19 protein-coding genes and 3 pseudogenes are annotated in these 25183 nt (G+C 62.9%); 15 read left to right on the top strand and 7 right to left on the bottom strand.

Annotation, left to right across the window (positions count from 1 at the left end):
• Positions 1-264 precede the first annotated feature (264 nt).
• The 3 genes from E1956_RS43715 to E1956_RS43705 all read left to right on the top strand — a co-directional run bounded on the left by E1956_RS43715 (position 265) and on the right by E1956_RS43705 (position 3424).
• Positions 265-867, top strand: coding sequence for a trypsin-like peptidase domain-containing protein (locus tag E1956_RS43715; RefSeq protein ID WP_335930063.1), 603 nt, complete (start codon positions 265-267; stop codon positions 865-867).
• Positions 868-994: 127 nt separating this feature from the next.
• The gene (locus E1956_RS43710; RefSeq protein WP_134760116.1) at positions 995-2125 is read left to right on the top strand and encodes an IS110 family RNA-guided transposase; all 1131 of its coding nucleotides are present in this window, start codon (positions 995-997) and stop codon (positions 2123-2125) included.
• A 282-nt stretch (positions 2126-2407) separates the two neighbouring features.
• A complete protein-coding gene (locus tag E1956_RS43705; RefSeq protein WP_134760862.1) occupies positions 2408-3424 on the top strand; it encodes an IS110 family RNA-guided transposase in 1017 nt (338 codons plus the stop codon).
• Positions 3425-3580: 156 nt separating this feature from the next.
• Here E1956_RS43705 and E1956_RS43700 read toward each other — a convergent pair.
• The 5 genes from E1956_RS43700 to E1956_RS43675 all read right to left on the bottom strand — a co-directional run bounded on the left by E1956_RS43700 (position 3581) and on the right by E1956_RS43675 (position 6657).
• A protein-coding gene (locus E1956_RS43700) for an IS3 family transposase (RefSeq protein ID WP_134760114.1) occupies positions 3581-4755 on the bottom strand; the annotation gives its coding sequence in 2 pieces (ribosomal slippage) (positions 3581-4497 and positions 4497-4755; 1176 coding nt in all).
• A 407-nt stretch (positions 4756-5162) separates the two neighbouring features.
• The gene (locus E1956_RS43690) at positions 5163-5384 is read right to left on the bottom strand and encodes an IS4/Tn5 family transposase DNA-binding protein (RefSeq protein ID WP_232072599.1); all 222 of its coding nucleotides are present in this window, start codon (positions 5382-5384) and stop codon (positions 5163-5165) included.
• Positions 5385-5897, bottom strand: a complete 513-nt coding sequence (locus E1956_RS43685) for a DUF1643 domain-containing protein (protein ID WP_335930062.1) — start codon at positions 5895-5897, stop codon at positions 5385-5387.
• An 18-nt stretch (positions 5898-5915) separates the two neighbouring features.
• Entirely contained in the window at positions 5916-6158 is a 243-nt protein-coding gene (locus tag E1956_RS43680) for a hypothetical protein (protein WP_134760112.1), read from the bottom strand.
• Positions 6159-6330: 172 nt separating this feature from the next.
• Complete coding sequence (locus tag E1956_RS43675; protein WP_134760110.1) at positions 6331-6657, bottom strand: hypothetical protein; 327 nt, start codon at positions 6655-6657, stop codon at positions 6331-6333.
• A gap of 653 nt (positions 6658-7310) precedes the next feature.
• Here E1956_RS43675 and E1956_RS43670 point away from each other — a divergent pair.
• Entirely contained in the window at positions 7311-7580 is a 270-nt protein-coding gene (locus tag E1956_RS43670) for a hypothetical protein (RefSeq protein WP_134760108.1), read from the top strand.
• A 99-nt stretch (positions 7581-7679) separates the two neighbouring features.
• Here E1956_RS43670 and E1956_RS46560 read toward each other — a convergent pair whose 3' ends face one another.
• Entirely contained in the window at positions 7680-7844 is a 165-nt protein-coding gene (locus tag E1956_RS46560) for a hypothetical protein (protein WP_167760338.1), read from the bottom strand.
• A 1236-nt stretch (positions 7845-9080) separates the two neighbouring features.
• Between E1956_RS46560 and E1956_RS43665 the strand changes: the two genes are divergently transcribed.
• Positions 9081-9254 (top strand): hypothetical protein, encoded by a 174-nt coding sequence (locus tag E1956_RS43665; protein WP_269467651.1) that lies wholly within the window; start codon positions 9081-9083, stop codon positions 9252-9254.
• Between the two features lie 262 nt (positions 9255-9516).
• Here the strand turns inward: E1956_RS43665 and E1956_RS43660 are convergent.
• Positions 9517-9689 (bottom strand): annotated as a pseudogene (locus tag E1956_RS43660) (cold-shock protein).
• 441 nt (positions 9690-10130) lie between these two features.
• Here E1956_RS43660 and E1956_RS43655 point away from each other — a divergent pair.
• The 10 genes and pseudogenes from E1956_RS43655 to E1956_RS43605 all read left to right on the top strand — a co-directional run bounded on the left by E1956_RS43655 (position 10131) and on the right by E1956_RS43605 (position 25180).
• Positions 10131-14561, top strand: coding sequence for a chemotaxis protein CheB (locus E1956_RS43655; RefSeq protein WP_167760337.1), 4431 nt, complete (start codon positions 10131-10133; stop codon positions 14559-14561).
• Positions 14562-15792: 1231 nt separating this feature from the next.
• Positions 15793-17650: pseudogene (gene atzF, locus E1956_RS43645) on the top strand (allophanate hydrolase).
• A gap of 38 nt (positions 17651-17688) precedes the next feature.
• Positions 17689-18786: a BMP family ABC transporter substrate-binding protein gene (locus tag E1956_RS43640; protein WP_134760104.1), complete on the top strand. Its 1098-nt coding sequence runs from the start codon at positions 17689-17691 to the stop codon at positions 18784-18786.
• Between the two features lie 29 nt (positions 18787-18815).
• The gene (locus E1956_RS43635; protein ID WP_134760102.1) at positions 18816-19970 is read left to right on the top strand and encodes an ABC transporter permease; all 1155 of its coding nucleotides are present in this window, start codon (positions 18816-18818) and stop codon (positions 19968-19970) included.
• A complete protein-coding gene (locus tag E1956_RS43630; protein WP_134760100.1) occupies positions 19963-20889 on the top strand; it encodes an ABC transporter permease in 927 nt (308 codons plus the stop codon). Before E1956_RS43635 ends, E1956_RS43630 begins: the two co-directional genes overlap by 8 nt.
• 78 nt (positions 20890-20967) lie before the next feature.
• A pseudogene (gene biuH / locus E1956_RS43625) lies at positions 20968-21660 on the top strand (biuret amidohydrolase).
• Between the two features lie 2 nt (positions 21661-21662).
• Complete coding sequence (locus tag E1956_RS43620) at positions 21663-23258, top strand: ABC transporter ATP-binding protein (protein ID WP_232072597.1); 1596 nt, start codon at positions 21663-21665, stop codon at positions 23256-23258.
• Between the two features lie 51 nt (positions 23259-23309).
• Positions 23310-23972 carry a cysteine hydrolase family protein gene (locus E1956_RS43615; RefSeq protein ID WP_134760098.1) on the top strand — a complete coding sequence of 221 codons (663 nt, stop codon included), beginning with the start codon at positions 23310-23312 and terminating at the stop codon, positions 23970-23972.
• A gap of 5 nt (positions 23973-23977) precedes the next feature.
• The gene (gene hpxZ, locus E1956_RS43610) at positions 23978-24376 is read left to right on the top strand and encodes an oxalurate catabolism protein HpxZ (protein ID WP_197733037.1); all 399 of its coding nucleotides are present in this window, start codon (positions 23978-23980) and stop codon (positions 24374-24376) included.
• Positions 24377-24451: 75 nt separating this feature from the next.
• Positions 24452-25180 (top strand): GntR family transcriptional regulator, encoded by a 729-nt coding sequence (locus E1956_RS43605; RefSeq protein ID WP_232072616.1) that lies wholly within the window; start codon positions 24452-24454, stop codon positions 25178-25180.
• Positions 25181-25183 lie beyond the last annotated feature (3 nt).

Raw genomic sequence — 25183 nt, 5'->3', positions numbered from 1 at the left:
GGAGAGGTACGGGCCCGAGCACAATGCCCTGGTTGACCTGCTTTCCGTACTAATTCCGCCCGGCAGAGAACCTGCCCAGCCACACGGCGGCCTTGAGGCGTCTCTGCTATGCGCTGCGGAGTCGCATTCCACAGGGGCTGCGGACACGCTGCTTCTCGCCGTGAAGCGCGTATGTACGTTTGCGCAAGAGCGTCGGTTGACCAATGCAAGCGGCTTTTTCTTCCGACAGGGGGGCGCCTGTTTCTCGTGAGCAGCCGGCACGTCATGATTGACGTGTCCGGTGAACATTTCCCCGATCGGCTGGAGATCGAGTTTCATGTCGACGCTGAGAACCTGGCCGCTGCCACGTGGTTGGCCGTTCCGTTATACACCGCGGGGCATCCTCTCTGGCGTCAGGGAACGGATGATGGTGGCGAGATCGATGTAGCCGTAATGGAGATCGACAGGGCTGCGTTGCCGCCGGGCGCGAGATTTCAGGCATTCGGCCCCGGTCATCTGCCGCGTCCGGGTGATGCGATGCCGATTGGGGCGTCGCTGCTGATCGTTGGTTTTCCGCTCGGGTTCCACGACTCGCTGCAGCATTTGTCCATCGTTCGGCAAGGTGTGCTGGCATCGGCATTCGGCCTGCGTTTTCAGGGGAAGGGCTGCTTCGTCACGGACGCACGAACCCACCGCGGCACCAGTGGTGCACCTGTCGTCCTGAGAGCAACGTCGGACGGCCGGACGCCTGAGGAACTGCCGTGGCTGCTTTTGGGCGTCCATTCTTCGAGCATTGATATGGGCGGCAGGGATGTGCATATCGATGAGTCGCTCGGACTGAACAGCGCATGGTATGCGGATATTTTGATGGTCTTGACGGCACACTAGGCAGTATGACTTCACGTGAGGTAGACGGCTGGCCTGCCGTGAGGAATCAAACGCGGGTTAGCATTACTGCCAGAGCCGCACGGTGTGGACGGTGCCACACCCGGCGATTTCCCGCACGGAGGCCAGCATGGAACACGATAGCACGCTATACGTCGGCCTGGACGTTCACAAGGACTCGATCACGGTCGCGTACGCACTCGGTTCGGGCGAGGTCGAACTGCTTGGCAAGATCGGGACGACGCAGACCGACATCGATCGCCTGTGCAAACGCCTGCAGTCCAAAGCACCCCGCATACGCGTCGTCTACGAGGCGGGTCCGTGCGGTTATGGGCTCTACCGTCAGCTCGTGCAGAAGGGCTTTGACTGCATGGTGTGCGCACCGTCACTGATTCCCAGAAAGCCCGGCGAGCGCGTCAAGACTGACCGGCGCGATGCTATAAAACTCGTGCGGTTGCTCCGCACCGGCGACCTGTCGGCCGTCTACGTGCCCACCGTAGACGATGAAGCGTTCCGTGATCTGGCACGTGCGTGGGTAAGCGCCAAAGACGATATGAAGCGTGCACGTCAACGCCTGAAGGCCTTCCTGCTCTCACATGGTGTGCGCTATGTGGGTCGTGCCGACTGGGGGGCCGCGCACCGTCGCTGGGTAAGCGCGTTTTCATTCGACAACCTTTGGCAGCAACTCGCGCTCGACGAGCTTCGGCGCACGATTGAGGACCGCCTCGCGCAATGCGAGCGTCTTGAAGCCGCCCTGCGCGAGGCGGTCCTCAACTGGCGCTTCTATCCGGCGGTCCTCGGCCTGCAGGCCATGCGCGGTGTGCAGTTCACTACGGCCGTGGGCATGCTCGCCGAGCTAGGCGATCTCTCACGCTTCGCGCACCCGCGCCAACTGATGGCTTGGCTCGGCGTTACCCCGTCAGAACATTCCTCCGGCAACAAACGGCGCCAAGGCAGCATCACCAAGACGGGTAACAGCTATGCAAGAAAGTTGTTAGTCGAGGCTGCCTGGAGATACCAGCACCCGGCACGTGTGAGCCCCGAGATTCAGCGGCGACATGAAGGCATCCCCAAGCCCATCATCGATCGCGCCTGGGACGCGCAGGTGCGACTGTGTCGGCGTTATCGCAAGCTCATCGCCCGTGGCAAGGAGAAGAACATCGCGGTGGTCGCCGTCGCCCGCGAACTCAGCGGGTTCATCTGGGACATCAGCCGGCTGGCGATGTCGCTCGCTGTACCGCGCGAGGTGCACGCAGCCTAATGCAACACCTGAACCCACTTGACCTCACCCTAACCACTGGAGGAAGAGTTTCCTGAAGGCGGCGTAGCCCGGCATGCGAGTAACCCGCGCGTGGACTACGCAACGGACAACATCCGATTTGCGGCACTAGATAGCGGCAGGCTCGTTGGACGGGATGGAATGAACGCCCCCACCACGGCCGGTGAGGAAATGCAGGAAGGTGGATCCTCGCGGGCCGACGGCATCAAAGTGCCCAAGGTGGGAGATCATGACGATTTCCCAAGGCAAACCGGAGGATCCACAATGAACTATACGATAGTTGGTGCCGATATCGCCAAGAACGTGATGCAGTTGCACTGGGTGGATCCGGAGACCGGGGAGATCATCAACAAGCCAATCAAGCGAGCGGCATTTCTGGAGCACTTCGCGAATCGCGCTCCCTGCCTGATCGGCATGGAAGCATGCGGCGGCGCCCAGCATTGGGCCAGACGACTGATGGAAATGGGACATCAGGTGAAGCTGATACCGGCTAAGTTCGCCAAGGCGTTCAACATTCGCAATAAAAACGATGCTGCAGACGCCCGCGCCATCTGGATAGCCACGCAGATGCCGGGCAAATCTGTGGCAGTCAAGACGGAAGCCCAGCAAGCCGTACTTGCTCTGCACCGGATACGGCAACAGAAGATCAAGTTCCGCACCATGCAGATGAACTGCCTGCGCGGTCTGCTGACCGAATATGGCGAAGTGATGGGCAAGAGCCGGGCGGCCCTGGATAAAGCAATCCCAGGGGTACTGGAGCGGCTCGCCGGTCGTCTACCGGCAATGCTGATCGAGTCACTGCGCGAACAGTGGAATGACCTTCAGGATCTCGACCGGCAGATTGCCGAAATTGAGCGACGCCTGCAGGCATGGCTTAAGGATGACGAAGCATGCAGGAAAATTGCCGCGATCCCGGGCGTCGGGCTTCTGACTGCCACCGCCGCCGTCGCGACAATGGGCGATCCGAAAGCGTTCAGGAGCGGCCGCGAATTCGCTGCATGGCTCGGCCTGGTACCCAAGCAGGTAGGCACCGGCGGCAAGACCGTCCTACTGGGTATAAGTAAGCGAGGTGATACATATTTGCGAACTTTGCTCGTTCACGGCGCCCGAAGTGTACTGTCGCACTCTCGGGAGCCGGGCGCATGGATCGAACAACTCACCCAACGGCGACATCGTAACGTCGCCATAGTAGCTATCGCGAACAAGATGGCCCGCACCATCTGGGCCGTGCTTGCCCACGGGAAGTCGTACGAAAAAGGCTACGTCAGCAAAACGGCGTGATCGCGGGACGTTTTATGGAGCAATGAACCCCTTACAGGACGGATGGCGCGTCCAAAGGTTGCGGCGGCAATCGAGTGTGATGACATGACAGGTCGGACCGGAACTCGCATAGCCTGACGTTGCCCGCGAATTTCGGATCCCTTAACTGGGTGCAGATTATGCCACCCGTTGATTCTGGGCGGCGTGCCAGTCCTGCTCGAATTGCATCGGGCTGACGTAGTCCAACGTCGAGTGCAAGCGCGAATGATTGTAGAAGCTCAACCAGTCAATTACCTCGTCCATCGCTTCGCGACGCGTTGCAAAGCGCTGACCGAGGATGCGTGCACGCTTGAGCGATCCCCACAGGCTCTCGGTCGGCGCGTTGTCCCAGCAGTTTCCTCGACGGCTCATCGAGCTGCGCATACCGTAGCCTTTGAGCAGGTCCTGGAACTCCCGGCTGCAATACTGGCTACCCCTGTCACTGTGAACGATCAGGCCCGCTTGCGGCCGGCGGCGAAACCACGCCATACGCAGCGCTTCAGACACCAGTTCCGTGCGCATGTGCGGCTGCATCGACCAGCCTACTACCTGACGGCTGAACAGGTCGAGGATGACTGTCAGGTACAGCCAGCCCTCCTCAGTCCAGAGGTAGGTGATGTCCGTACTCCAGGCCTGATCAGGGCGGCCGGGCGAGAAGTCGCGTTGCAGCAGGTTCGGCGCGACCGGCAGGCTGTGGTTGCTGTCAGTGGTGGCCTTAAAGCGGCGTTTGGTCTTCGCCCTGATGCCGTGCAGCTTCATGAGCTGCTGGACACGATCCTTGCTAACACGAATGCCCTGGGCAAGCAGCTTCTTCCACACACGAGGCCAGCCGTACTCGCCTTTGGATTGCGCGTGCACGGCCTTGATGTGGACCAGCAGGGAGTCGTGGCTGATGCGCCGGCGCGGGCGCTCCGTATCGATATCCCGGGCCTTGCGCGCGTGGTAACCACTGGGGCTGACGCCCAGCGCCTGACAGAGCAACGAAACCGGCCATTGTCGGCTGTGACGCTCAATCCAGGCGTACTTCATGCCGACCCCTTCGCGAAGTACGCCGCTGCTTTTTCCAATATGTCGCGCTCCATCTTCACGCGCGCCAACTCCGCGCGCAGCCGCGCAATCTCCATTTGCTCAGCAGAAACCTGTTTGCCCGCGCCGTTCAGCTTGCCAGCAGTATCGGCCTTGACCCAGTTGTGCAGCGTCTTAGGGCTGATACCCAATATCTTTGCCACCGCCGCCATGCTCTGGCCGCCCCGGACCATGCGCACGGCTTCTATCATGAATTCCTGCGTGTACCGTGCTCTCGGATTACCCATCTTTCCTTCCTCCTTGCGTGAGTCTTACACACTCAGCAAGGGATCCATTTTTTGCGGGCAAGCTCAGCCTGGATTACAGAGAGAGCCTTGAGCTCGAGGACGGAATGAGGCGCGAGTTAGCGGATTTCATCGGGGCCCGCAGCGAAGCAGGCTGCAAAAAGGCCGAATGTAGAGCTGCAACCTATCCTGTCACTCAACACATGCGAAAACCCTCGCAAACGGGGGGCGTTCATGTAGACCTCTGTAATGCGGTAGCCAACCCGCGAATATCAGTGTGATCCACCGTCGAGATTTACTGCTACGTCGCCCTCAGGAAATTCACATGACATGTACTCAGGAAGCTGAAAACCGATCCCATTGACTCGTGAAGTCATATCAGTCCGTTGGGCCAGTGCAATTTCATTGGTTCAACGGACTGGGAGAGGTTCTTCCGTTACTGCAAAGCGTTGCGCCGTCGCTTGAGAATGCCCGCTCAAAATGTCCTGCTCATTGACGCGCTCGTTGTCCAGGAAGCGATAAGCTGCCTTGGTATTGGCCCAGTCCTGGCAGGCAAGCGGGATGGTTTGCCCCAGACCTTTCCACAACCGCTCCAGCAGAAAGTCGTGACGTGGAAAGGACAGATGTGACATTTAGATCTCGGTGCAGTGCGAGGTGGGAATCAGGCTGCATGCCATTCGACGAGTGGCGTGTCGTAGCCGAGCATAAAGGGATGCTTCGGATCTCCCCCTTCGTAAGGCCGAACGCCTGCAGGGGCATACCAGACGCGCGGAGCATCGCTGCGGCGGCGTCGAGACTGGGCGCAGAATCCCGGGCAGCTTCTTGCGGTCACCCCAGAACGGCACGAGCACGTCGGCATCGGCGATGATCCGCGCAAGGTGGACATCGTTTTCCGGGCCGATCGGGTCGATAACCGCAACCAAATCCTCGACGTACGGGGTGTGGTACGCGAACGGGTTGCCGGCGATGTACTTGCGGGCGCCCCAGCGGTGCGCGAAGCACGTCCACTTCAGGTCGGTCTGGTCACGCACGCTTGCATCCGCGCGTGACGGGTTGATACCGCAGGAGGCGGCGACGATGCCAGCTGCGCGAACTCGCTCGAAGCGGTAGCGATAGTTGCAGCAGGGGCTGATTATTGCGCTCATGCTAGGATTCCCCAGATCTCAAAGGGGGCTGTCATGGCGACGCGCGAGCTTGCTGTCGGAAATCACGAATTCGTCGTTACCACCGTGCCACTTGTTGGCGGAGACCATACGGTTACCGTTGTTCACCGCGAGTTTCATGGCGACGGAGTCACGGAAACCATATTCGATAGCGGGATCGAGTACCCCACTGAGGATGAAACTCTCGAACAGGGAATCGTTGTCACGAAGCATATGGCCGCGCGACGCGACATATAGATTCACGCCGGCTCCTTTACTGGATCAATTCGCTTGCGGACTGCTGCTGCCCGAGCCTGGGAGCATCCGAGGTACCTCCGGATCCCGATCACGGTCGGCGAAGTTCGCCAGCGGTGGCTGCGGCCCGGACTCGGGTCACGTCGTCGGACTGGTCGGCGGCCGGTGACTCCAGCACTGGCTAACGCTCGGCGGCGGGCGCGATAACGGGATCCACAGCCGTCGGGGCGGCGTTACTTTCCGGCGTGACCGCCGTTACTACTTCGGCGTGACTGCCTTTTGCCACGGGCGTTACCGGGGGTTTCAGCCACTGGCACCGGGCGCAGTGCGCGCACCCAGGCGAAACAGGCAAGCAATCCAGCGCACCTGCGAAGGCGAGCCCGGCGATCAGGTCGGTGCGCGCGGCGGAAAGCCTGATGATGATCATGGCACCAGTCCCCGGGTCAGCGAGGGCGGCGACGACGAGCACGACGCCGACGGCGATCCAGAGCACGCGCTCGGCGAGCAAGCCGCCGCGCTGCCAACCTGAGAGGATCGAGAGGCATGCCGCAGTCACAGTAGCCGCGACTGCGATTGATGCCGGTAGTGTTGTCATTGGCATGGCGAAACCTCTGCCATCGCGCTCGTTATATATGCCTTGTGATCGTGCAAGATTAGGCGCACCATAGGTTCGGGAATCGTACTTTCGATCTCACGATGGTCTTTCCGACTCTAGATGGGAGGATCTATGGAAACGCGCCTCGACACCTTTAATGGTTGGCAAATGCGGGCAGTCGTTGAAAGCAGGCTCACCTCGAAGGGCGAGGCAAAGTACTACATCGTGGAGCCCGTCACATACAGGGAATCTTCGGTAGTCCGGCAGAATCAAGCAATCGTGGCGAGCGGTTGCTCTGGTCCGTTTAATAGTCCTGATGATGCTTTTCGCGCTGCTTTTAGGGTCTGTAGGCAATCCATCGAGCGGGTGATCAGATTGCGCAATCGGCGAAGCTTCAGCTAGAGGGGTTCCTTTTACTGCGGGCCTCAAAATAGCGCGGCTCTTGCTGGCAGAGATCGTCTCTCGCCTGCCGAATGAATGCGCCGCAGCGACTGCGAGTGATGCTGGAGTCTTGGGCATAGAGGTGTTCATGCTACGATCGCCCGAAATGTTCCACTGAATACCGCATGGAAGCCCATACCGAGATCTACGAAGGCTGGACGATGGAGGTCTTCGTCAAAAGCAGAGTCAACAGAATGGGCGCGACTCAGTTCTACATCGTTCAGCCGGTCACGTACCAGGAAGCTCCGAGTAGCCGAGTGCGTCAACCTGCAATGGAAGGTCATGTTGACGGTCCGTTCCGTAGTGCAGAGGAAGCGTTCGAGGCCGCATTCCGGGATTGCAGACGCGACATAGACAGGGAAATCAATGCCCGCAAACCGCGAAGTGACGAGTGAACGGATGTGCATTTTCCTGTAGCCCTAAAGAGGACCAGCCCATACGGGCGCCGGCCAACACACACAACGTCACCCACGGGGGGCCGTCGCGAAACTGTTCTATGCGGCCGCGAGGCCGTCGTAGTTGCAGTAGGCGAAATTCGGATCGCCGGGGTATCGCTGAGAGCCGTCTGCGCGGTTCCAGCAGAACAGCGAGCCATGGCGGTGCGGGAACCAGTAGCCCGCGCAGGTACACGCCATGTGCGTGGTGTTGCGGCGATTCATCCACCGGTCGACGTGGTACGAGCGACGGCCGCAAACCGGGCAGGCCGGTAGCGGATGTACTCGTCGAGTTTTCGCTTCAAGCAGCGGCACGTGGCGCAGTGGTAGCCGCGGACTTGGCAACGCATGGCGGTCATTCCCGGACGCGCAGGTAGGGCGCGTCAGCGGCGAATTCGTGCTCGCGCGCCTGGCGATCGAGGAATCAGATCGTCGACCAAAGCGACCCCGCGATGAATCCATCGTAGAAACCCACAACCGAACGAGCAGGATTACTAAGAAAACATAAGGCATCCTCATAGGTGAGCCTTTACGGGGCTAAGCGCGAAGCGCGACGATCAGATACCAGCTAAGGCCAACGCCGGCAAACATGGCGAAAGCACCGGCAACATGCGCGACCTTTCCGTAGAGTTCATTGCACGCGCCGAGCAGGGCGTTGTCACGGACTGCTCGATTCAAATCTCAAGCTCCGTTAGGTATCGCAGCACTGAGCGGGGGAGTCTCGTTCCGTTTCCACGTATCGGAGATCGTTACGGGCTATTTAGAGTCGCAGCGCCGACTTGAGACGCGCCCTTTCAGAGCTTCGCGGCGTTCGATGAGTGCGTGAAGGTGGCTTAGGCGAGGCCTACGTCATGCGTCAAGCCAATGCCTAGATATTTGCTTTTAGTTGCGCCACGCGCTGAATGGGGGGCACAGATCTGTGCTTAAACGATCACTTCAAAATAGGGTGCAGAAGGCGCCTTTGGCTTCTGTTTGCAAGGTTGCTGCTGGCATACGGCAACGTTTCGGCTGCGCAAGCGGCGGGGCCAGTGAGTGGCCATGGCGCTCACTGCGATTCTGCGCCGCAGCGTATACGCCTATTGTTCATGCTGTAATATTTGTGAAAGGATGATGCGATGGCGCAGGAGGGACTTCGGCGCTGCAAATGGAACAGGCCGCGGGAGAGCCTACCCGCGGCTTCTTTTTTCGTGAAGCTTGAATCGTCGCCTACGACGAAAGTCCGGCCGCACTGTAGGCCATCATGGCGCGCGAGGAAGTACTACAGATGCTGGTTGGTGCCTAGCCATGGGCGGTGGCGTGGGGGGCGATCGAGCGGTACGTAGACCCACTGGCCGAGCTGGAGCGGGCGCTAGCCGGCACGAGCAGACCAGCCATTGCCAGAGACCGTGGAATCCTTCGTCAAGATCACCGGGAAGCAGGGCGCAAAACGCCCCGGTCGGCTCCGAAGCGGCAATTGCATTTGTGAAACCAGCTATCGCGCTGGCCAGCGCCGCTCAGGAAAGCGTTCAAAAGGCAACGAAGCAGGTAGTCGAAGTCGCGCCAGGTAACCTGGACGCCGCAACAAAAGGGGCATCGGAGGTGACTGAAGCGGCTGACCAGTCAGTCGAAAAAGCGGCGAAGACGGCGAAGCAATAATTCAAAAAAAGCGTTGAACCCGGGGTTGCACGACGCGGCTAGCATGCGCCTGGCGCACATTGCGCTGTAACCGCGACCCGACAAGCCCAACTCTCGTGTACGCTGGTCGTTCATTCCGGCGCACGTGATGTCCGCCTACGCCTGTTGCCGGTTCATGTCCGAAACCAGCAAACTTGGGGAGACCGTGTCACGGCGCATAGCTAGGAAGGAATGGTTCGCCGAGGCGGACCATTCTTTTGCGTGCAGCGAGTGCGCTAATTTGTCAGGATGGCTGAATGTTGGCCACCTCCTTTCCGTTCGGACCTTGCTTGACCACGACGCTCGCCTTTTGCCCGTCCTTGAGAGACTTGAAGCCCTCGGCCTCCACTTCCGAAGAATGAGCAAACAGGTCTTCGCCGCCATCGTGGGCGTAGTGAAGCCAAAGCCCTTTGACAGCCGGGACGGATCTGCCCATTGGCTGGTCGGGCTCCATTCCGACGCCGGCGAAGTATAGTAGCGAAGGTGGACAGCGAATTGCAGCAAGATGAGCCCGAACGCGTTTCGCGCGAGCCGCCGTGAAGGTAGGGCGATCGCGCACCGCGGGTTACGTCCCAGGACTCTCGACCCGACATCCAGGCAGCGCGCCGGATTCCACAGCCACCCGATAGATGCGAGGATTCCCGCCGTGCCACTGCGTTCGGTCCGCTCAATTGTCGACTGCACGTTCGGCCTCGTCGAAACCCGTTGGAGCCAGTCGCGCCGGGCAGCAACAGCGATTCGCCTGCTGGAGCATGGTGTATGAGCCGGAAAACGTCTCGACCGTCCGTGGTCTCACCACCACGGTCCGCCGTCCCTGCTGACCAACGGGAAGACCGTGCCCGGGAAAACCCTGGGCCGGTGGTCGGCATCGGCGCGTCGGCTGGTGGACTGGAGGCGCTGAGCAAACTCCTCAGACAGTTGCCTGCCGATACGGGCATGGCCTTCGTCATCGTGCAGCATCTCGATCCCCAGCACAAAAGCAGATTGCGTGACCTGCTGGCCGAAGTGACGCAGATGCCCGTGCTCGAGGCCTTTGATGGTCTGCCGGTCGAACCGGACCAGATCTATGTGATTGCGCCCAACACGACGCTGGCCATGGCCGGCGGTAAATTCCGGGTCAGCCCACGCGGCGAGGCGCGCGGCGTGCATCTGCCGGTTGACCATTTCCTCAAGTCACTGGCCGAAGACCGCCAGGCCCGCGCAATCGGCGTGATCCTTTCGGGTACCGGCACCGACGGGACCCTGGGCGTGGAGGAGATCAAGGCTGCCGGCGGCATCACGTTTGCCCAGGACGAACAGAGCGCAGCCCATGCCGGCATGCCGTTGAATGCGATCCGCTCGGGCTGTATCGATATGGTTCTGGCGCCCGCGGACATGGCGCGCGAACTGGCGCGCATCGGACGTCATCCCTATGTCGCCTCTGCCCGGGCAGCGGAACCCGAAACTGTCGCGGAAGACCGGGACTACCGGGAGATCCTGGGCCGGCTGCAGGTGGCGTTCAAGGTCGATTTCGGCAACTATCGCGATACGACTGTCAGGCGGCGCATCACGCGCCGGATGGTGCTGCACTCCCTCGGGAGTCTGGCCGAGTACGTTGCCAGACTCAAAGATGACCGCACCGAGCTCGAGGCGCTGTACCACGACATCCTGATCAACGTCACGAGCTTCTTCCGGGACCCCGACGCGTTTGATGCGATCAGACAACGCGTGCTGCCCGCGATCATGAAGAACAGGGAGCCCGGCACGCCGCTGCGCATCTGGGTGCCGGGCTGCTCGACCGGCCAGGAAGCCTATTCGCTGGCCATTGTCGTCACGGAATTTCTCGAGGAGACGCATCGCGCCCCGCTGCCGGTCCAGATTTTTGCCACGGACCTGAGCGATACGATGTCGCTCCAGCAGGCACGTCAGGGGCTGTATCCGGGCAGCATCGAGGTGGAGGTGCCGGCCGGCCGGCTCAACCGGTTTTTCAGCCGGGAGGACAGCCACTATCGCGTGTCCCCCTCACTGCGCGACATGATCGTCTTCGCGCGGCAGAACGTGGCAGCCGATCCCCCCTATTCCCGGGTCGACCTGATCAGCTGCCGCAACCTTCTGATCTACCTCGCGCCGTCGCTGCAAAAACGCGTCATCCCGACTTTCCATTACGCCCTGAACCCGGGCGGTTTTCTCGTACTCGGTGCGTCTGAAACCATCGGTTCATTCGACGTGCTTTTCGCCGCCGTCGACCCGCCGAACCGCATCTACGCGAAAAGGGCAACCGCAACCCGGTCGTATCCCTACTTCCTCACTGAACGAACCGTCGTGGCGCCCGGGCGAAGCGTCGCCCCGACACCCGCGATGTCGGTCGCAGACTGGCAACGCGAGGCTGACCGCGTCGCGCTGGCCCGGTACGCGCCACCTGGCGTGCTGGTCAACGAAAATCTGGACATCCTGCAGTTTCGCGGCCAGACCGGCCCATTCCTTGCCCCGGCACCCGGGGAGCCGAGCCACAATCTGCTGAAGATGGCGCGCGAGGGGCTGTTCGTCGGGTTGCGTGCCGCGCTCGCCGAGAGCCAGCAGCAGGGCGTCCCGGTGCACCGTCAGGGCATACGCGTGCGGACCGAAGCGGCCGAGCGGGAGATTGATCTGCACGTGATGCCGGTCAAACTGCCGAATGCGGTGGAGCGCTGCTACCTGATTTCGTTTGCCGAGCCTGTGCATCGCACCGGTCCGATGCCGGCGGCGCCCGCCAGCGCGGCGCCGGCGAAGCCGCCTGGCGATGAACTGGCATCGCTACGCCTGGAACTGGCCTCCACGCGCGAGTACCTGCAGTCGGTGATCGAGCAGCAGGATGCCGCCAATGAGGAGCTGAAGGCGAGCAACGAGGAGATCCTGTCGTCGAACGAGGAACTGCAGAGCACCAATGAGGAACTCGAGTCCGCCAAGGAGGAGCTGCAATCGCTCAACGAGGAGCTGACGACGGTCAACGAACAGCTGCAGGTCCGCAACGCCGAGCTCGTCCGGCTCAACGACGACATGACCAACCTGCTCGGCAGCGTCAATGTTCCGATCGTCGTGTTCGGCAGTGACCTGTGCGTGCGCCGGTTCACCCCGCCCGCCACGAAACTGCTGCACCTGCACGCCAGCGACGTCGGCCGCCCGGCCAGCCAGATCAGACTTCCCGTGCCGACTGCCGGTCTTGAAGCGCTGCTGGGCGAGGTCATCGAGACCGTGCAGATGCGCGAACACGAGGTACAGGACGGAGCCGGTCACTGGTACGCGTTCCGGGTCCTGCCCTATCGTACCGCGGACAACCGGATCGACGGCGCGGTGCTCGCGCTCGAGGACATTCACGCCGCAAAGCTCGCTCAGTCCGCGCTGCGCGACGCACGCGACTACGCCCAGGCCATCATCGAAACAGCGCGCGACCCGCTGCTGGTCCTCGACAGCGAGCTGCGCGTCCAGCTGGCGAGTCGGGCCTTCCATCGCACGTTCGGGCAGATGCCAACCGATGCGCAGGGGCACCGTCTCTTCGAACTGGGCAACGGTCAGTGGAACGTTCCCGAGCTGCACGCACTGCTCGCGCAGGTGCTCACCGAGAGCAAGCCTTTCGAGGACTACGAGGTCAAGGCGACCTTCGACGCGATCGGCCGCAGGACCATGCTGCTCAATGCCCGCCGCATCGTTCGCAACGGGGAAGAGACGGGACTGATCCTGCTGGCGCTCGAGGACGTGACCGAACGCACCCGCGTGGGGGAGGTCCAGGCGCGGCTGGCCGAGATTGTCGAATGCTCCGACGACGGGATCATCAGCACGACCCTTGACGACGTGATCACGACATGGAACGCGGGTGCGGAACGGATTTTCGGGCTGCGCGCCGATGAGGCGATCAGCACGCCTCTCGCGCGGCTGATGCCGTCCGCACAGGATAACGGCGAGGCCGATGTCCAGGCACGGATGCGGCGGGGCGAGCGCATCGCCCATGTCGAAACCGCGATCACGAACCGGGAAGGGCGGCGGGTGCACCTGTCGGTCGCCATCTCGCCGCTTCGCAACGCAAACGGCGGGGTGATCGGCATATCGAGAGTGGTGCGCGACATCAGCGAGAGCCGGCGCATGCAGGACGAGCTGAAAGCCTTCGCCGCCGGGCTTGCCGAAACCGACCGGCGCAAGAACGAATTTCTGGCGATACTCGCCCACGAACTGCGCAACCCGCTTGCGCCGATCCGCAACGCCCTGCAGATACTGCAGCAGTCGGGCACACGCACGCCGGCCGATCGGTCCGCGGTCGACATCATGCAACGCCAGATGGCGCAGATGGTTCGGCTGGTCGATGAGCTCCTTGACGTGAGCCGCGTCAGTCGCGGCAAGATCGAACTGCGCCGGGGTGAGGTCGAACTGAACTCGCTGGCTCACCACGCTGCCGAGGCTGCCCGCAGCGAATGCGATGCGATGCGGCAGGAGCTGGTGGTCAGCGTGTCGCCCGAGCCGATCTACGTCGACGGGGACCCTGTGCGCCTGCTGCAGGTGATCGGCAATCTGCTGAGCAACGCAAGCAAGTTCACCGAGGGCGGCGGCCGGATCGAACTGCGCCTCGAACGCGAAGGGGACGATGCACTCGTTCGTGTGCGCGACAACGGCATCGGCATTTCGCAAGTGCAACTGCCACTCATTTTCGACATGTTTGCGCAGGCCGATAATTCGCTGGAACGCACGCGTAGCGGCTTGGGGATCGGCCTGACACTGGTCAAGACGCTGGTGGAAATGCATGGCGGGGCTGTGGCCGCCCACAGCGCTGGCGCAGGCCAGGGCAGCGAATTCGTGGTGCGGCTGCCCGTGCTTACTGAAGCGCAACGGTCGCAGCCACAGCGCCCGAAACGACCCGGACACGCAGAGTCGACGGCACAGGGCCGCCGCATACTGGTTGTTGACGATAACCATGACTCGGCTGACTCGCTCGCCACACTGCTGCGAATGCTAGGTCACGATGTCCACATTGCGTACGATGGGTCCCGGGCAGTTGAGGACGCGGCGGCCCTGCTGCCCGACCTGATCCTGCTCGACATCGGTTTGCCAGGGTTGAACGGCTACGAGGCCGCCCGGAGGATCCGCGCGCAGCGGGCTGACGGGCGCTATCTGCTGGTGGCACTCACCGGCTGGTCGCAGGCAGAAGACCGGCGCCACTCCCGGGAAGCCGGTTTCGACGCCCACCTCGTCAAGCCCGTCGCGATCGACGACATCGGAGGATTGCTTGCCCGGTTGTCGGTCGATGATGCTGCCGCGTCCGAAGAGCCAGACCAGGACAATTGACGCCAGTCGCCAGTAAAAATCCCGGAGTCGCGGCGACCCGCGATGGGGGCAGACGGTCGTCCCCGTGCAACGACCCATCCATGCCTCCATTGCGAAAATTCGCGAAACCGCGGCGTCGGTGGACGTCCGGCATGTCTCGCGTGTCGGACGTAGATAAAAAGTGGCCCATCAGACGAGATGGGCCGGCGTGGTTCGTGGATCGCCTGATGATGAATACGAATGTTAGCTTTGCGACCAATTACGGACCGATTGACGTGCTCCCGGCTTTTCACCTGAGCTGATGCGCGGCGACAATCATTTTGGCCGGCGCATTGACTCAGGATATTTGTTACCCGATCGTGGTTGTTGCCTCATGTATTTTGCTACCTGCCAGAGGGCTGGCAGGGGTGACTTATGGCGAGGCGACTCAGCATGGCAACACGCCGGGAATTGATAGAAGCAGTCGGCGAGCGTTACCGGCGAGCGAGCCGGGATGGCAAGCGCCAGATCCTTGAGGAGTTTCTCAGGCTAACGGGCTATCACCGCAAGCACGCGATCCGGGTACTGTGCACCGAAGGCCAAACCGGGCCCGCAAAGGCGTTACAACGACGAGGTGCGCGCGGCGCTGATCACGCTATGGGAAGCTGCTGACCGGGTGTGCAGGAAGCGCCTGAAGGCCGTGATTTCGACGCTGATCGAGTCGATGACCCGGTATGGTCATCTGGCGCTGTCGGATGGCCTGCGCGAGAGGCTGCTCGAAGTCAGTGCAGCGACCACGACAGTGTCAAAGCTCCTGCTTACCGAATGGCCATCGCCCGTGAAGAAATTTTCGGGCCGGTGCTATCAATCATTACGATTGTCCCGAGCACTCCACCAAATGGCAGCAGCGCGGCGATCGAAGCCGACTCACGCGAAGCGAATGGAGAACGCTGCATCAGCGTGGGCAACCAACTGGCCTGCAGATAGAAGACGAGCAAGTCCGTGAAATAGCCAATCCATAGCCAGCGGTTGCTGGTCGATCCTCAGCCTTTTTTGCCGACATGCCACGAAGGCTTTCTGTAATGCACCAATCCAAGGGAGTGGCGCACCAAGTTGAACATGCTGCGAACCACGATGGGTCATTGACCGGATATCGAACACTCGCTCGCGTTGAGGCGAAAACCCTTGTCCTGCAAGCGTTCCAGACCGAGGCGTCGGAACTTGGCACAGTTGCTGCTCTGATGAGCGCCAACTTGTATTCAAGATGGGACTCATGTCTCAGAACGCTCCCTTCAAGGTTCGTGCGTTGCTCGACGCCTACGCCAGTGGCGAGACCGCACCTCGCGAGGTCATCGAATCACTGACCGCACGCATCAATGCTTCCGGCCGCCCCGAGGTCTGGATTTCGCGCGTGAGCGCGGCCAACCTCGCCGCGCGCATCACCGTGCTCGAAAGCGCGCTCGAACGTCATGGTCAGGCTGTCTTTGACCGGATGCCGCTTTTCGGTGTGCCTTTCGCAATCAAGGACAACATCGACGTTGCCGGTCTCCTGACCACCGCGGCCTGCGATGCGTTCGCGTACACGCCGGCGACCTCGGCCTTCGTTGTCGCCCGCTTGCTCGATGCGGGAGCGATCCTCGTCGGCAAGACCAATCTCGATCAGTTCGCCACGGGTCTCGTAGGCACGCGTTCGCCGTATGGAGGCGTGCGTCAGTTCGAGTCCGACGCACACATATCGGGCGGCTCGAGTTCCGGTTCGGCCGTTGCGGTCGCGGCGGGGTTCGTGGCATTCGCGCTCGGCACGGATACAGCCGGTTCCGGGCGCGTGCCCGCCGGCTTCAACGAGCTGGTTGGGCTCAAGCCCACGCCGGGTCTCGTGAGCAAGCGTGGCGTGGTGCCGGCGTGCCGCAGCCTCGACTGCGTGTCGATCTTCGCGCACGACGTCGGCGATGCCTGGCAGGTTCTGCTGCAAATGGCAAAGTACAAAGTACGACGAGGAGGATGGCTTCGCGCGCTGTGTGCCGGCGCTCGGTCTTGCGCATGTGCCGCTGCGTCTGGCCGTGCCCGAGCCATTGACCTTTTTCGGTGACGTAAAGGCAGAACGAGCCTTTGTCGCCTCACTCGATTCGATTTCCTCCCGTCTCGGTCTGTCACCGGTGCGTGTTTCGTTCGAACCGATGCAACGCACTGCGGCACTGCTTTACGACGGTCCGTGGGTGGCTGAGCGGCGTGCTGCCCTCGGCACCTTCTTTGAAACGAATCGTGCCGACATCAATCCGGTGGTCGCCGAGGTGATTGCGAAGGCGGACAACTACAGTGCGGCCGACGCATTCAACGGCCAGTACGCACTCGCCGCGTTGCGCCGCGAGGTCGAAGGGATATTCGAGCAGGTCGATGTGCTAATCGTGCCGACCACGCCTACGCATCCGACTTTTGACGATGTGCGCGCGGACCCGATTGGCGCGAACAGCCAGCTTGGGGTCTACACCAACTTCGTCAATCTGCTCGACCTGTGTGCGCTCGCCGTGCCCGGCGTGCGCCGCGCGGACGGCCTGCCGGCCGGCGTGACGCTGATTGCCCCTGCGGGCGCTGACCAGCGGCTCGCCGTGCTCGGCGCGCAGATCCAGGCGCTCTTCATGGCGGACGCCTGCGCAGATGATGCTGCCGCAATCACCGCCACGCCATTGCCGTTCCAGGAGCAAACGGTGCTGCTCGCGGTGGTCGGCGCTCATTTGCGCGGCCAACCGCTCTGCTGGCAACTGCTCGAAGCGGGAGCACGCTTCGCTCAGACGACCAGGACTTCGTCGCAATACCGTCTGTATGCGCTCGCCCGCACGATGCCACCCAAGCCCGCGCTGGTCCACACGCCGCAGGAGGCGGGTGAGGCAATCGAAATCGAATTGTGGGAGATGCCGCTGCGAAATTTCGGGGCATTTGTCGCACAGGTCCCAGCACCGCTTGGCATCGGCAGCGTGGTGACCGCGGACGGACGCACGGTCATGGGTTTCATCTGCGAGCCGGCGGCGGTCGGGCCGGCCAGCGGCGCGCGCGACATTACTTCGTTCGGCGGCTGGCGCGCGTGGCTGGCAAATCCAGCCGAAGCAGAAACCGAAGCACAGTCCAGCCGCTAAACGTTCATCAAATAGCGTGAATCACGAGGAGTCCAACCATGAGCAATCGTCGCGATTTTCTCAAAGGCGCAGGCGCGCTCGCTCTCGGCAGCGCATTCCCTTTCGAGCTGGCTTTCGGCGCTGAGCCGCTGACGGTCGGCGTCATCTACGTCGGTTCGCGCGGGGACTATGGCTACAACCAAGCACAGGCGCAGGCCGCCGCGATCATCAAGAAGCTGCCGAACGTGAAGGTCGTCGAAGAGGAGAACGTGCCCGAAACCGTGGCGGCACAGAAGACGATGGAGGCCATGATCGAGCAGGACGGCGCGACGCTCATTTTCGCGACGTCGTTCGGTTACTTCGACCCGCACGTGCTGAAGATGGCCGCCAAATATCCAAAGGTCCGCTTCGCGCACTGCGGCGGCCTCTGGAAGAGCGGCAACCCCGCGAACATCACGAGCTACTTCGGCTATATCGACGAATGCCAGTATCTGAACGGCGTCGTGGCGGGTCACATGAGCAAGACGAAGAAGCTGGGCTTTGTTGCCGCCAAGCCGATTCCGCAGGTGCTGCGCAACATCAACTCGTTCACGCTGGGCGCGCAGTCGGTCGACCCGTCGATCACGACGCACGTGATCTTTACCGGCGACTGGTCGATGCCCGTAAAGGAGGCGGAGTCGGCCAACAGTCTCGTCGATCAGGGCTGCGACGTGCTCACCTGCCACGTGGACGGGCCCAAGGTCGTGATCGAGACCGCGGAAAAGCGCGGCGCGATGAGCTGCGGCTATCACGCGAGCCAGGCGGCGCTCGCGCCGAAGGGCTATCTCACGGGCGCCGAGTGGGACTGGGTGACGCCGTACAAGGCGCTCGTTACCGCCGCACAGAGCGGCAAGCCCGTACCGAACATCCTGCGCGGCGGGCTCAAGAAGGGCTTCGTGAAGATGTCGCCCTACGGTGCGAAGGTCACGCCGCAGGCGAAGCAGAACGCGGACGCGGTCAAGGCGCAGATGTTGGCCGGCCAGTACGTGATCTTCAAGGGGCCGATGAAGGACAACAAGGGTGGCAATGCCATCGCAGCCGGCACGAACTACGCGCAAACCGATATCGCGCTCGAAAGCATGAATTACCTCGTCGCCGGTGTGGTCGGCCAGATCTGAGAGGCGCACGCGTCCTCCTGGGAGTCCTGATGTCTGCTTCTGTTTCGCCCTCTCGCGGGCCGTCCCGTAGCGTGTCCACCGGGTTCGCGCGCCTGCTGCTCGCTGTGCTGCCTGCCATACCCACAGTGTGTGCGGTCGTTGCCACGCTGGTGCTCTTCGGCGCATTCCTGCTCGTGCAAGGCCAGCACGCAGCGGACGCACTCGGTCTTATCGCCGAAGGCGCATTCGGTTCGTCGTTTGCGTGGCAGAACACACTGCTGCGTGCCGCGCCGCTCATGCTCACGGCGCTGTGCGTCGCGCTGCCGGCTCAGGTCGGTCTGATTGTCATTGGCGGGGAGGGTGCGCTTGCGCTGGGCGGTCTCGCGGCGGCAGTCATGCCCCAGTACCTTCCGCATGCCACGCCCTGGTTCATCGCCACACCGCTGATGGCATTCGCAGGCATGCTCGCCGGCGGCCTGTGGATCAGCGCCGTCGGTGCACTGCGTCAGAGGCGCGGCGTGAACGAGACCATCAGCAGCTTGCTGATGTCGTACATCGCGATCGCCGTCTTCAAATTTCTCGTCGAGGAGCCGCTGCGCGACCCTGCGAGCCTCAACAAGCCTTCGACGCTGCCCGTTCCGGACGCCATGACCGTCGGCTCGCTGCCGGGCCTCGACGTGCATTGGGGGCTCTTCTGGGGCGTGCTCGCCTGTCTCGCCGCCTGGGTGCTCGTGCGTCGAAGCACGCTCGGCTTCGCCATGCGCGTGACCGGCGGCAACGTGCGTGCGGCGCGCCTTGTCGGCCTGCCGGTGGGCGGGCTTGCGCTCACGGCGTGCGCGCTCGGCGGCGGGGCGGCGGGGTTGGCCGGCATGTTCGAAGTCGCGGCCGTGCAGGGCAGCGCCAATGCGTCGCTGCTTTCGGGCTACGGCTACGCGGGCATTCTCGTCGCGTTCGCGGCGCGCCAAAACCCGTTCGCGGTGATCGTCTGTGCACTGATGATTGGGGGCATCGAGGCGAGCGGCAGTCTGCTCCAGCGTCGCCTCGATCTACCCGACGCGGCCACGCTCGTGCTGCAGGGCCTGCTGTTCGCAAACCTGCTCGCGTGGGAGGCGCTCGGTCCGCGTCTTGCCGCCTGGCGCGTGAGGCTGCAGGCCGCCGCGCTCGCGGCTCCTTCCGTTTCTCTGGAACGTACCCATCATGTCTGATCTTCATTCGCCCGTTGCCGTGTTGCTGCTCTCGCTCTTCGCGGGCGCGGTCCGCGTAAGCACACCGTATCTCTTCGTGAGCCTCGGCGAGTGCCTCACCGAGAAGGGGGGCCGCGTCAATCTCGGCCTTGAAGGCATTCTCGTTTCCGGTGCGATGTGCGGCTACGCGGCGTCGTATCTCTCGGGATCGCCGTGGATCGGCGTGCTCGCCGCCGCGCTCGCCGGACTCGTGCTCGGCTGCCTGCACGGGCTCGTCTGTTCACTGCCGCGCGTCTCCGATATCGCGTTCGGCATCGCGCTGATGCTGTTCGGCACGGGCCTCGCGTTCTATCTCGGCAAGCCGTTCATCGAGCCCCAGGCGCCGATGCTGTCTTCGATCGATCTCGGCGGCTGGTCCGCCTCGCCACAACTGCATAACGCGCTGCACGTGAACCTGCTGTTCGTGATCGGCGTCGCGCTCGCCTTTGCGCTGCAATGGGGCATGCGCTCGATGCGCTGGGGCATGACGTTGCGCCTCGTTGGCGAGAACGCCGAGAGCGCCCGCGCGATGGGCTATCCGGTGACGCGCGTGCGCGTCATCGCAACGGCCGTCGGCGGCCTCTTTGCCGGTGTGGGCGGTGCGTATCTTTCGCTGGTCTATCCCGGCAGCTGGAACGAGGGGCTGTCGAGCGGGCAGGGTCTCATGGCCGTCGCGCTGGTGATCTTCGCGCGCTGGCAGCCGCCGCGCTGCCTGTGGGCCGCGCTGCTGTTCGGCGCCGCCGGCGCACTTGGTCCTGCGTTGCAGGCGATCGGCGTGACGAGCGGCTACTACCTCTTCAATGCGGCGCCGTACGTGCTGACGCTCGTGCTCATGATCGTCAACTGCCGGCCGGACCGCACGCTCGCAGGCGCGCCTGGCGAGCTGAGCCTCACGCGCTGAACGCCAGCAGGACCGCAATTTCAACGACCGAACCGATCTTCGCGTGCGCTCACGCAGCGCACGCACCGGAGCATCACCATGACCCGCTACATCGAAGCCCGTCCTTACCCCTGGCCCTACGACGGCAATCTGCGCCCCGACAACACGGCGCTAATCGTCATCGACATGCAGACCGACTTCTGCGGCTACGGCGGCTACGTCGACAAGATGGGCTAGGACCTCTCGCTCACGCGCGCGCCGATCGAGCCGATCCGGAGGGTGCTCGCGGTCATGCGCGAACTCGGCTTCACGATCATTCATACGCGCGAGGGGCATCGCCCGGACCTGTCCGACCTGGCAGCGAACAAGCGCTGGCGCAGCCGCCAGGCGGGTACCAACGGCATCGGCATCGGTGACGCCGGGCCGTGCGGGCGCATTCTCGTGCGTGGCGAGCCTGGCTGGGAGATTATCGAGGAGCTAGCGCCGCTGCCCGGCGAGATCGTCATCGACAAGCCCGGCAAGGGCTCGTTCTGTGCGACCGACCTCGAACTGATCCTGCGCACGCGCGGCATTGCCAATCTCGTGCTCACGGGCATCACGACCGACGTGTGCGTCCACACGACGATGCGCGAGGCCAACGACCGCGGCTTCGAGTGCACGTTGCTGGCGGACTGCTGCGGCGCGACCGACACGGGCAACCACGAAGCCGCCCTCAACATGGTCCTCATGCAGGGCGGGGTATTCGGCACGGTCTCGGATTCGACGGCGCTGGTCGCCGCGCTGGAGCGCTGATCATGGCGACCGCCATGCGCGCCCTCGGCGTCGAGGTGATCGGTGCAACCAAGTCGTTCGGCGCGTTCCGCGCGCTTGACGACGTAACGCTCAAGGTCATGCCGGGCACCGTTCACGCGTTGCTCGGTGAAAATGGCGCGGGCAAGAGCACGCTTGTGAAGGGGCTCGTGGGTTACGGCGTGCTCGATCATGGTGCGATTCTCGCCAACGGCCGCGAGGTCCATATCGCGTCGCCGCGTGATGCCCAGGCGCTTGGCATCGGCATGGTCTATCAGCATTTCACGCTGGCGCAGGGGCTCTCCGTTGAGGAGAACCTGCTGCTCGCGCGCGGCAGCCTGCCCTGGAAGATCGACTGGGCCGCAGAACGTGCCGCGCTCGACGCGTTCATGCGCCGCATGCCGTTTCGCCTCGCGCTCGACGCGCCGGTGTCGTCGCTGGCGGCAGGGGAAAAGCAGAAGCTGGAGATCCTCAAACAGCTCTATCTGGAGCAGAAGTTCCTGATTCTCGATGAACCGACCTCGGTGCTGACCCCGCAGGAAGCCGACGAGGTGCTGGGCCTCATGCGAACGCTGGCTTCACGCGGCGACCTCTCGGTGCTGATGATCACGCACAAGTTCCGCGAAGTCATGGCCTATGCCGACGACGTGACCGTGCTGCGCAAGGGCCGTCTCGTGGGTACCTGCGCGGTGGCCGACACGAACCGCGAGCAGCTCGCGGCATGGATGATGGGCACGGACGCGAGCGAGCAGGCGCGCGAAGGGCTGGTCGAAGATGCCGGCGACACAGGCGCGGCACGGCTTGCGCGCCGTGCATGCGCGAGCGATGCGCCCGTGCGGCTCGCGCTCTCGAAACTCTCGGTGGTCGATGATCGCGGCCATGCTGTCGTGCGCGAAGCGTCGCTCAAATTGCGGGCCGGAGAAATCCTGGGGCTCGCGGGTGTATCGGGCAACGGACAGAAAGAACTGATCGAGGCGCTGGTCGGCCAGCGCCGGGTCCATTCGGGTGAGATGAGCGTCGAGGGTGCGCCTTATGCTGCGACGCGCGAACAGATGACGCGTCTGCGCGTGTTTGCCCTCCCCGAAGAGCCGCTGCGCAATGCCTGCGTGGGTGGCATGAGCGTTGCCGAGAACATGGCGCTTCGGGATTTCGACCGTGCACCGCTGCGCCGCGCTGGCTGGTGGCTCGACCGTCGCGCAATGCGCGCCCGGGCCGAACGGTTGATTGCGGAATTCAATGTACAACCGCCGCTGCCTGAGCGCGCCATTGGAACACTCTCCGGCGGCAACGTTCAGCGTGCCGTGCTGGCACGCGAGCTTGGGCAGCCAGTCAACGTGCTGATCGTCGCGAATCCGGTGTTCGGCCTCGACTTCGCGTCCGTGGCCGATATCCATGCCCGCATACTCGCCGCACGCGACGCTGGCGCGGCGGTATTGCTGGTGAGCGAAGACCTTGATGAGCTGCTGGAGCTCGCCGACCGCATCGTCGTGACGGCCGCCAGCGAGGCCGATCGTGTGGTGCTCGGGCGCCACATGGCCGGCCACGAGGACGAGGTCGTGCACTACGTGGCTGGGACCGCCGTCGCGCATGCGAACGCCTGAAGGAACGGGCGGTGCAATGAAACCGAAGGCATCCAAAGGAGAAACATCGCGATGACAAGCATCGCCTGTGCAAAACCTGCTCCGTTCACATTTGACGCGCGCACTACCGCGCTCGTCCTGATCGACATGCAGCGTGATTTCATCGAGCCCGGAGGCTTCGGCGAGGCGCTCGGCAACGACGTTTCGCTGCTCGCCGGCATCGTGCCGACGGTGGCGCGGCTGCTTGCCCATGCGCGCGCGGCGGGCTGGCAGGTCGTGCATACGCGCGAATCGCATGCGCCGGATCTTTCCGATTGCCCGCCGGCCAAGCGCCTGCGTGGCACGCCGAATGCACGCATTGGCGATGCGGGGCCGATGGGGCGCATCCTGATACGTGGCGAACCCGGCAACGATATCGTCGAGGCGCTCGCGCCGCTCGAAGGCGAACTCGTCATCGACAAACCCGGCAAAGGAGCGTTCTACGCGACACGGCTTGGCGAAGAGCTGGCGCAGCGAGGTGTCACGCACCTTGTTTTCGCGGGCGTGACGACTGAGGTTTGCGTGCAGACTTCGATGCGCGAAGCGAACGACCGCGGCTTCGAGTGCTTGCTGGTCGAGGAGGCAACGGCGAGCTACATCCCTGCGTTTCGCGACGCGACCCTGTCAATGATTCATTCGCAGGGCGGTATCGTCGGCTGGACCGCCACGCTCGACGCCCTGCTGGAGGCAGTTTGATGACGATGGACGTGAACCGGCCCGAGATCGTCGCCGAGGTGGCGGCGGCGTTCGAGGCCTATGAGCGCGCGCTCGTGGACAATGACATCGAGACGATGAACCGGCTGTTCTGGGACAGGCCGGAGACGGTACGCTATGGCATTGCCGAGATCCAGCACGGTGGCGAGGCGATCCGCCGCTGGCGCGAGACCTGCGTGCCGGTGCCGAGCTCGCGCCGGCTCCATCGCACGGTCGTGACGACGTTCGGCCTCGATTGCGCTACCGTGAGCACCGAGTTCACGAGCGACGCCACGCCGCTCATCGGACGCCAGATGCAGACATGGGTGCGTCTTGGCGACGTCCATGACGCTTTCGGTGGCTGGACGATTGTGGCGGCACACGTAAGCCTTATTGAACCCGTCTGAAAGGCAGATAATGCAGCGCAAGCGCGAATGTGCGCGCGGACTTTCGACGTCAACTACACCCGACTCATGGACGACATGCACGAAGTGGCAGCAGAAGCCTCCGCGGCCAATGCAGCGAAGGTGGTCTATAGCGCGAACCCGCTTGCGGAGCAGGTGTATCAGCTGCTCAAGCAGGACATCTTCAACTTCCGCCTGTTTCCGGGCGACCGCTTTTCCGAGAACGACATTGCCCAGCACTACGGCGTGTCGCGCACGCCGATGCGCGATGCGCTTTTCCGTCTGGCGCGCGAAGGGTATCTCGAAGTGGGCTTTCGGCGTGGCTGGAAGGTCTGTGACATCAACTTCAATCAGCTGGACCAGTTGTATGACCTGCGCATCGTACTCGAGCTAGCGGCGATCGACCGGCTCCCGGCGGCGCCGCATGACTCGCTGAACGCGCTGCGCGCCGTGTGGTGTATCGATGAAGAAGACCGCGAGGGCGATGCGGCTACGATGTTCGTGCTTGACGAGGCCTTTCATCGTGGGCTTGTCGGCGCTGCTGGAAACGACGAAATGCTGCGCGTGCATAACGAGGTGACCGAACGGATTCGTATCGTGCGTCGGCTCGATTTTCTCAAGGCGCATCGTACGAGCGCGACCTACGACGAGCATTCGACGATGCTCAAGCTCATCGATCGCGGTAAATTCGCGGAGGCGGGTATCCTGCTGCGCGCCCATATCACGCAAAGCAAGCTCGAGGTTCGCAAGATCACGCTGTCGATGCTCGCCGCCGCGCGCGACAGCAAGTTGCCTTTCGTGAGCTGAACG

The organism is Paraburkholderia pallida (genome assembly GCF_004524855.1).
Taxonomy (GTDB): domain Bacteria; phylum Pseudomonadota; class Gammaproteobacteria; order Burkholderiales; family Burkholderiaceae; genus Paraburkholderia; species Paraburkholderia oxyphila.
This window is presented reverse-complemented; position numbering and strand designations above follow the sequence as displayed.

Excerpts from the sequence above, each read along its gene's own strand:
- E1956_RS43640 (WP_134760104.1), top strand. The coding sequence starts at position 17,689 with ATGAGCAATCGTCGCGATTTTCTCAAAGGCGCAGGCGCGCTCGCTCTC.
- E1956_RS43615 (WP_134760098.1), top strand. The coding sequence starts at position 23,310 with ATGACAAGCATCGCCTGTGCAAAACCTGCTCCGTTCACATTTGACGCG.
- E1956_RS43670 (WP_134760108.1), top strand. The coding sequence starts at position 7,311 with ATGGAAGCCCATACCGAGATCTACGAAGGCTGGACGATGGAGGTCTTC.
- E1956_RS43710 (WP_134760116.1), top strand. The coding sequence starts at position 995 with ATGGAACACGATAGCACGCTATACGTCGGCCTGGACGTTCACAAGGAC.
- E1956_RS43715 (WP_335930063.1), top strand. The coding sequence starts at position 265 with ATGATTGACGTGTCCGGTGAACATTTCCCCGATCGGCTGGAGATCGAG.
- E1956_RS43685 (WP_335930062.1), bottom strand. The coding sequence starts at position 5,897 with ATGAGCGCAATAATCAGCCCCTGCTGCAACTATCGCTACCGCTTCGAG.
- E1956_RS43605 (WP_232072616.1), top strand. The coding sequence starts at position 24,452 with ATGCACGAAGTGGCAGCAGAAGCCTCCGCGGCCAATGCAGCGAAGGTG.
- E1956_RS43690 (WP_232072599.1), bottom strand. The coding sequence starts at position 5,384 with ATGTCACATCTGTCCTTTCCACGTCACGACTTTCTGCTGGAGCGGTTG.
- E1956_RS43620 (WP_232072597.1), top strand. The coding sequence starts at position 21,663 with ATGGCGACCGCCATGCGCGCCCTCGGCGTCGAGGTGATCGGTGCAACC.
- hpxZ (WP_197733037.1), top strand. The coding sequence starts at position 23,978 with ATGGACGTGAACCGGCCCGAGATCGTCGCCGAGGTGGCGGCGGCGTTC.
- E1956_RS43635 (WP_134760102.1), top strand. The coding sequence starts at position 18,816 with ATGTCTGCTTCTGTTTCGCCCTCTCGCGGGCCGTCCCGTAGCGTGTCC.
- E1956_RS46560 (WP_167760338.1), bottom strand. The coding sequence starts at position 7,844 with ATGAATCGCCGCAACACCACGCACATGGCGTGTACCTGCGCGGGCTAC.
- E1956_RS43630 (WP_134760100.1), top strand. The coding sequence starts at position 19,963 with ATGTCTGATCTTCATTCGCCCGTTGCCGTGTTGCTGCTCTCGCTCTTC.
- E1956_RS43705 (WP_134760862.1), top strand. The coding sequence starts at position 2,408 with ATGAACTATACGATAGTTGGTGCCGATATCGCCAAGAACGTGATGCAG.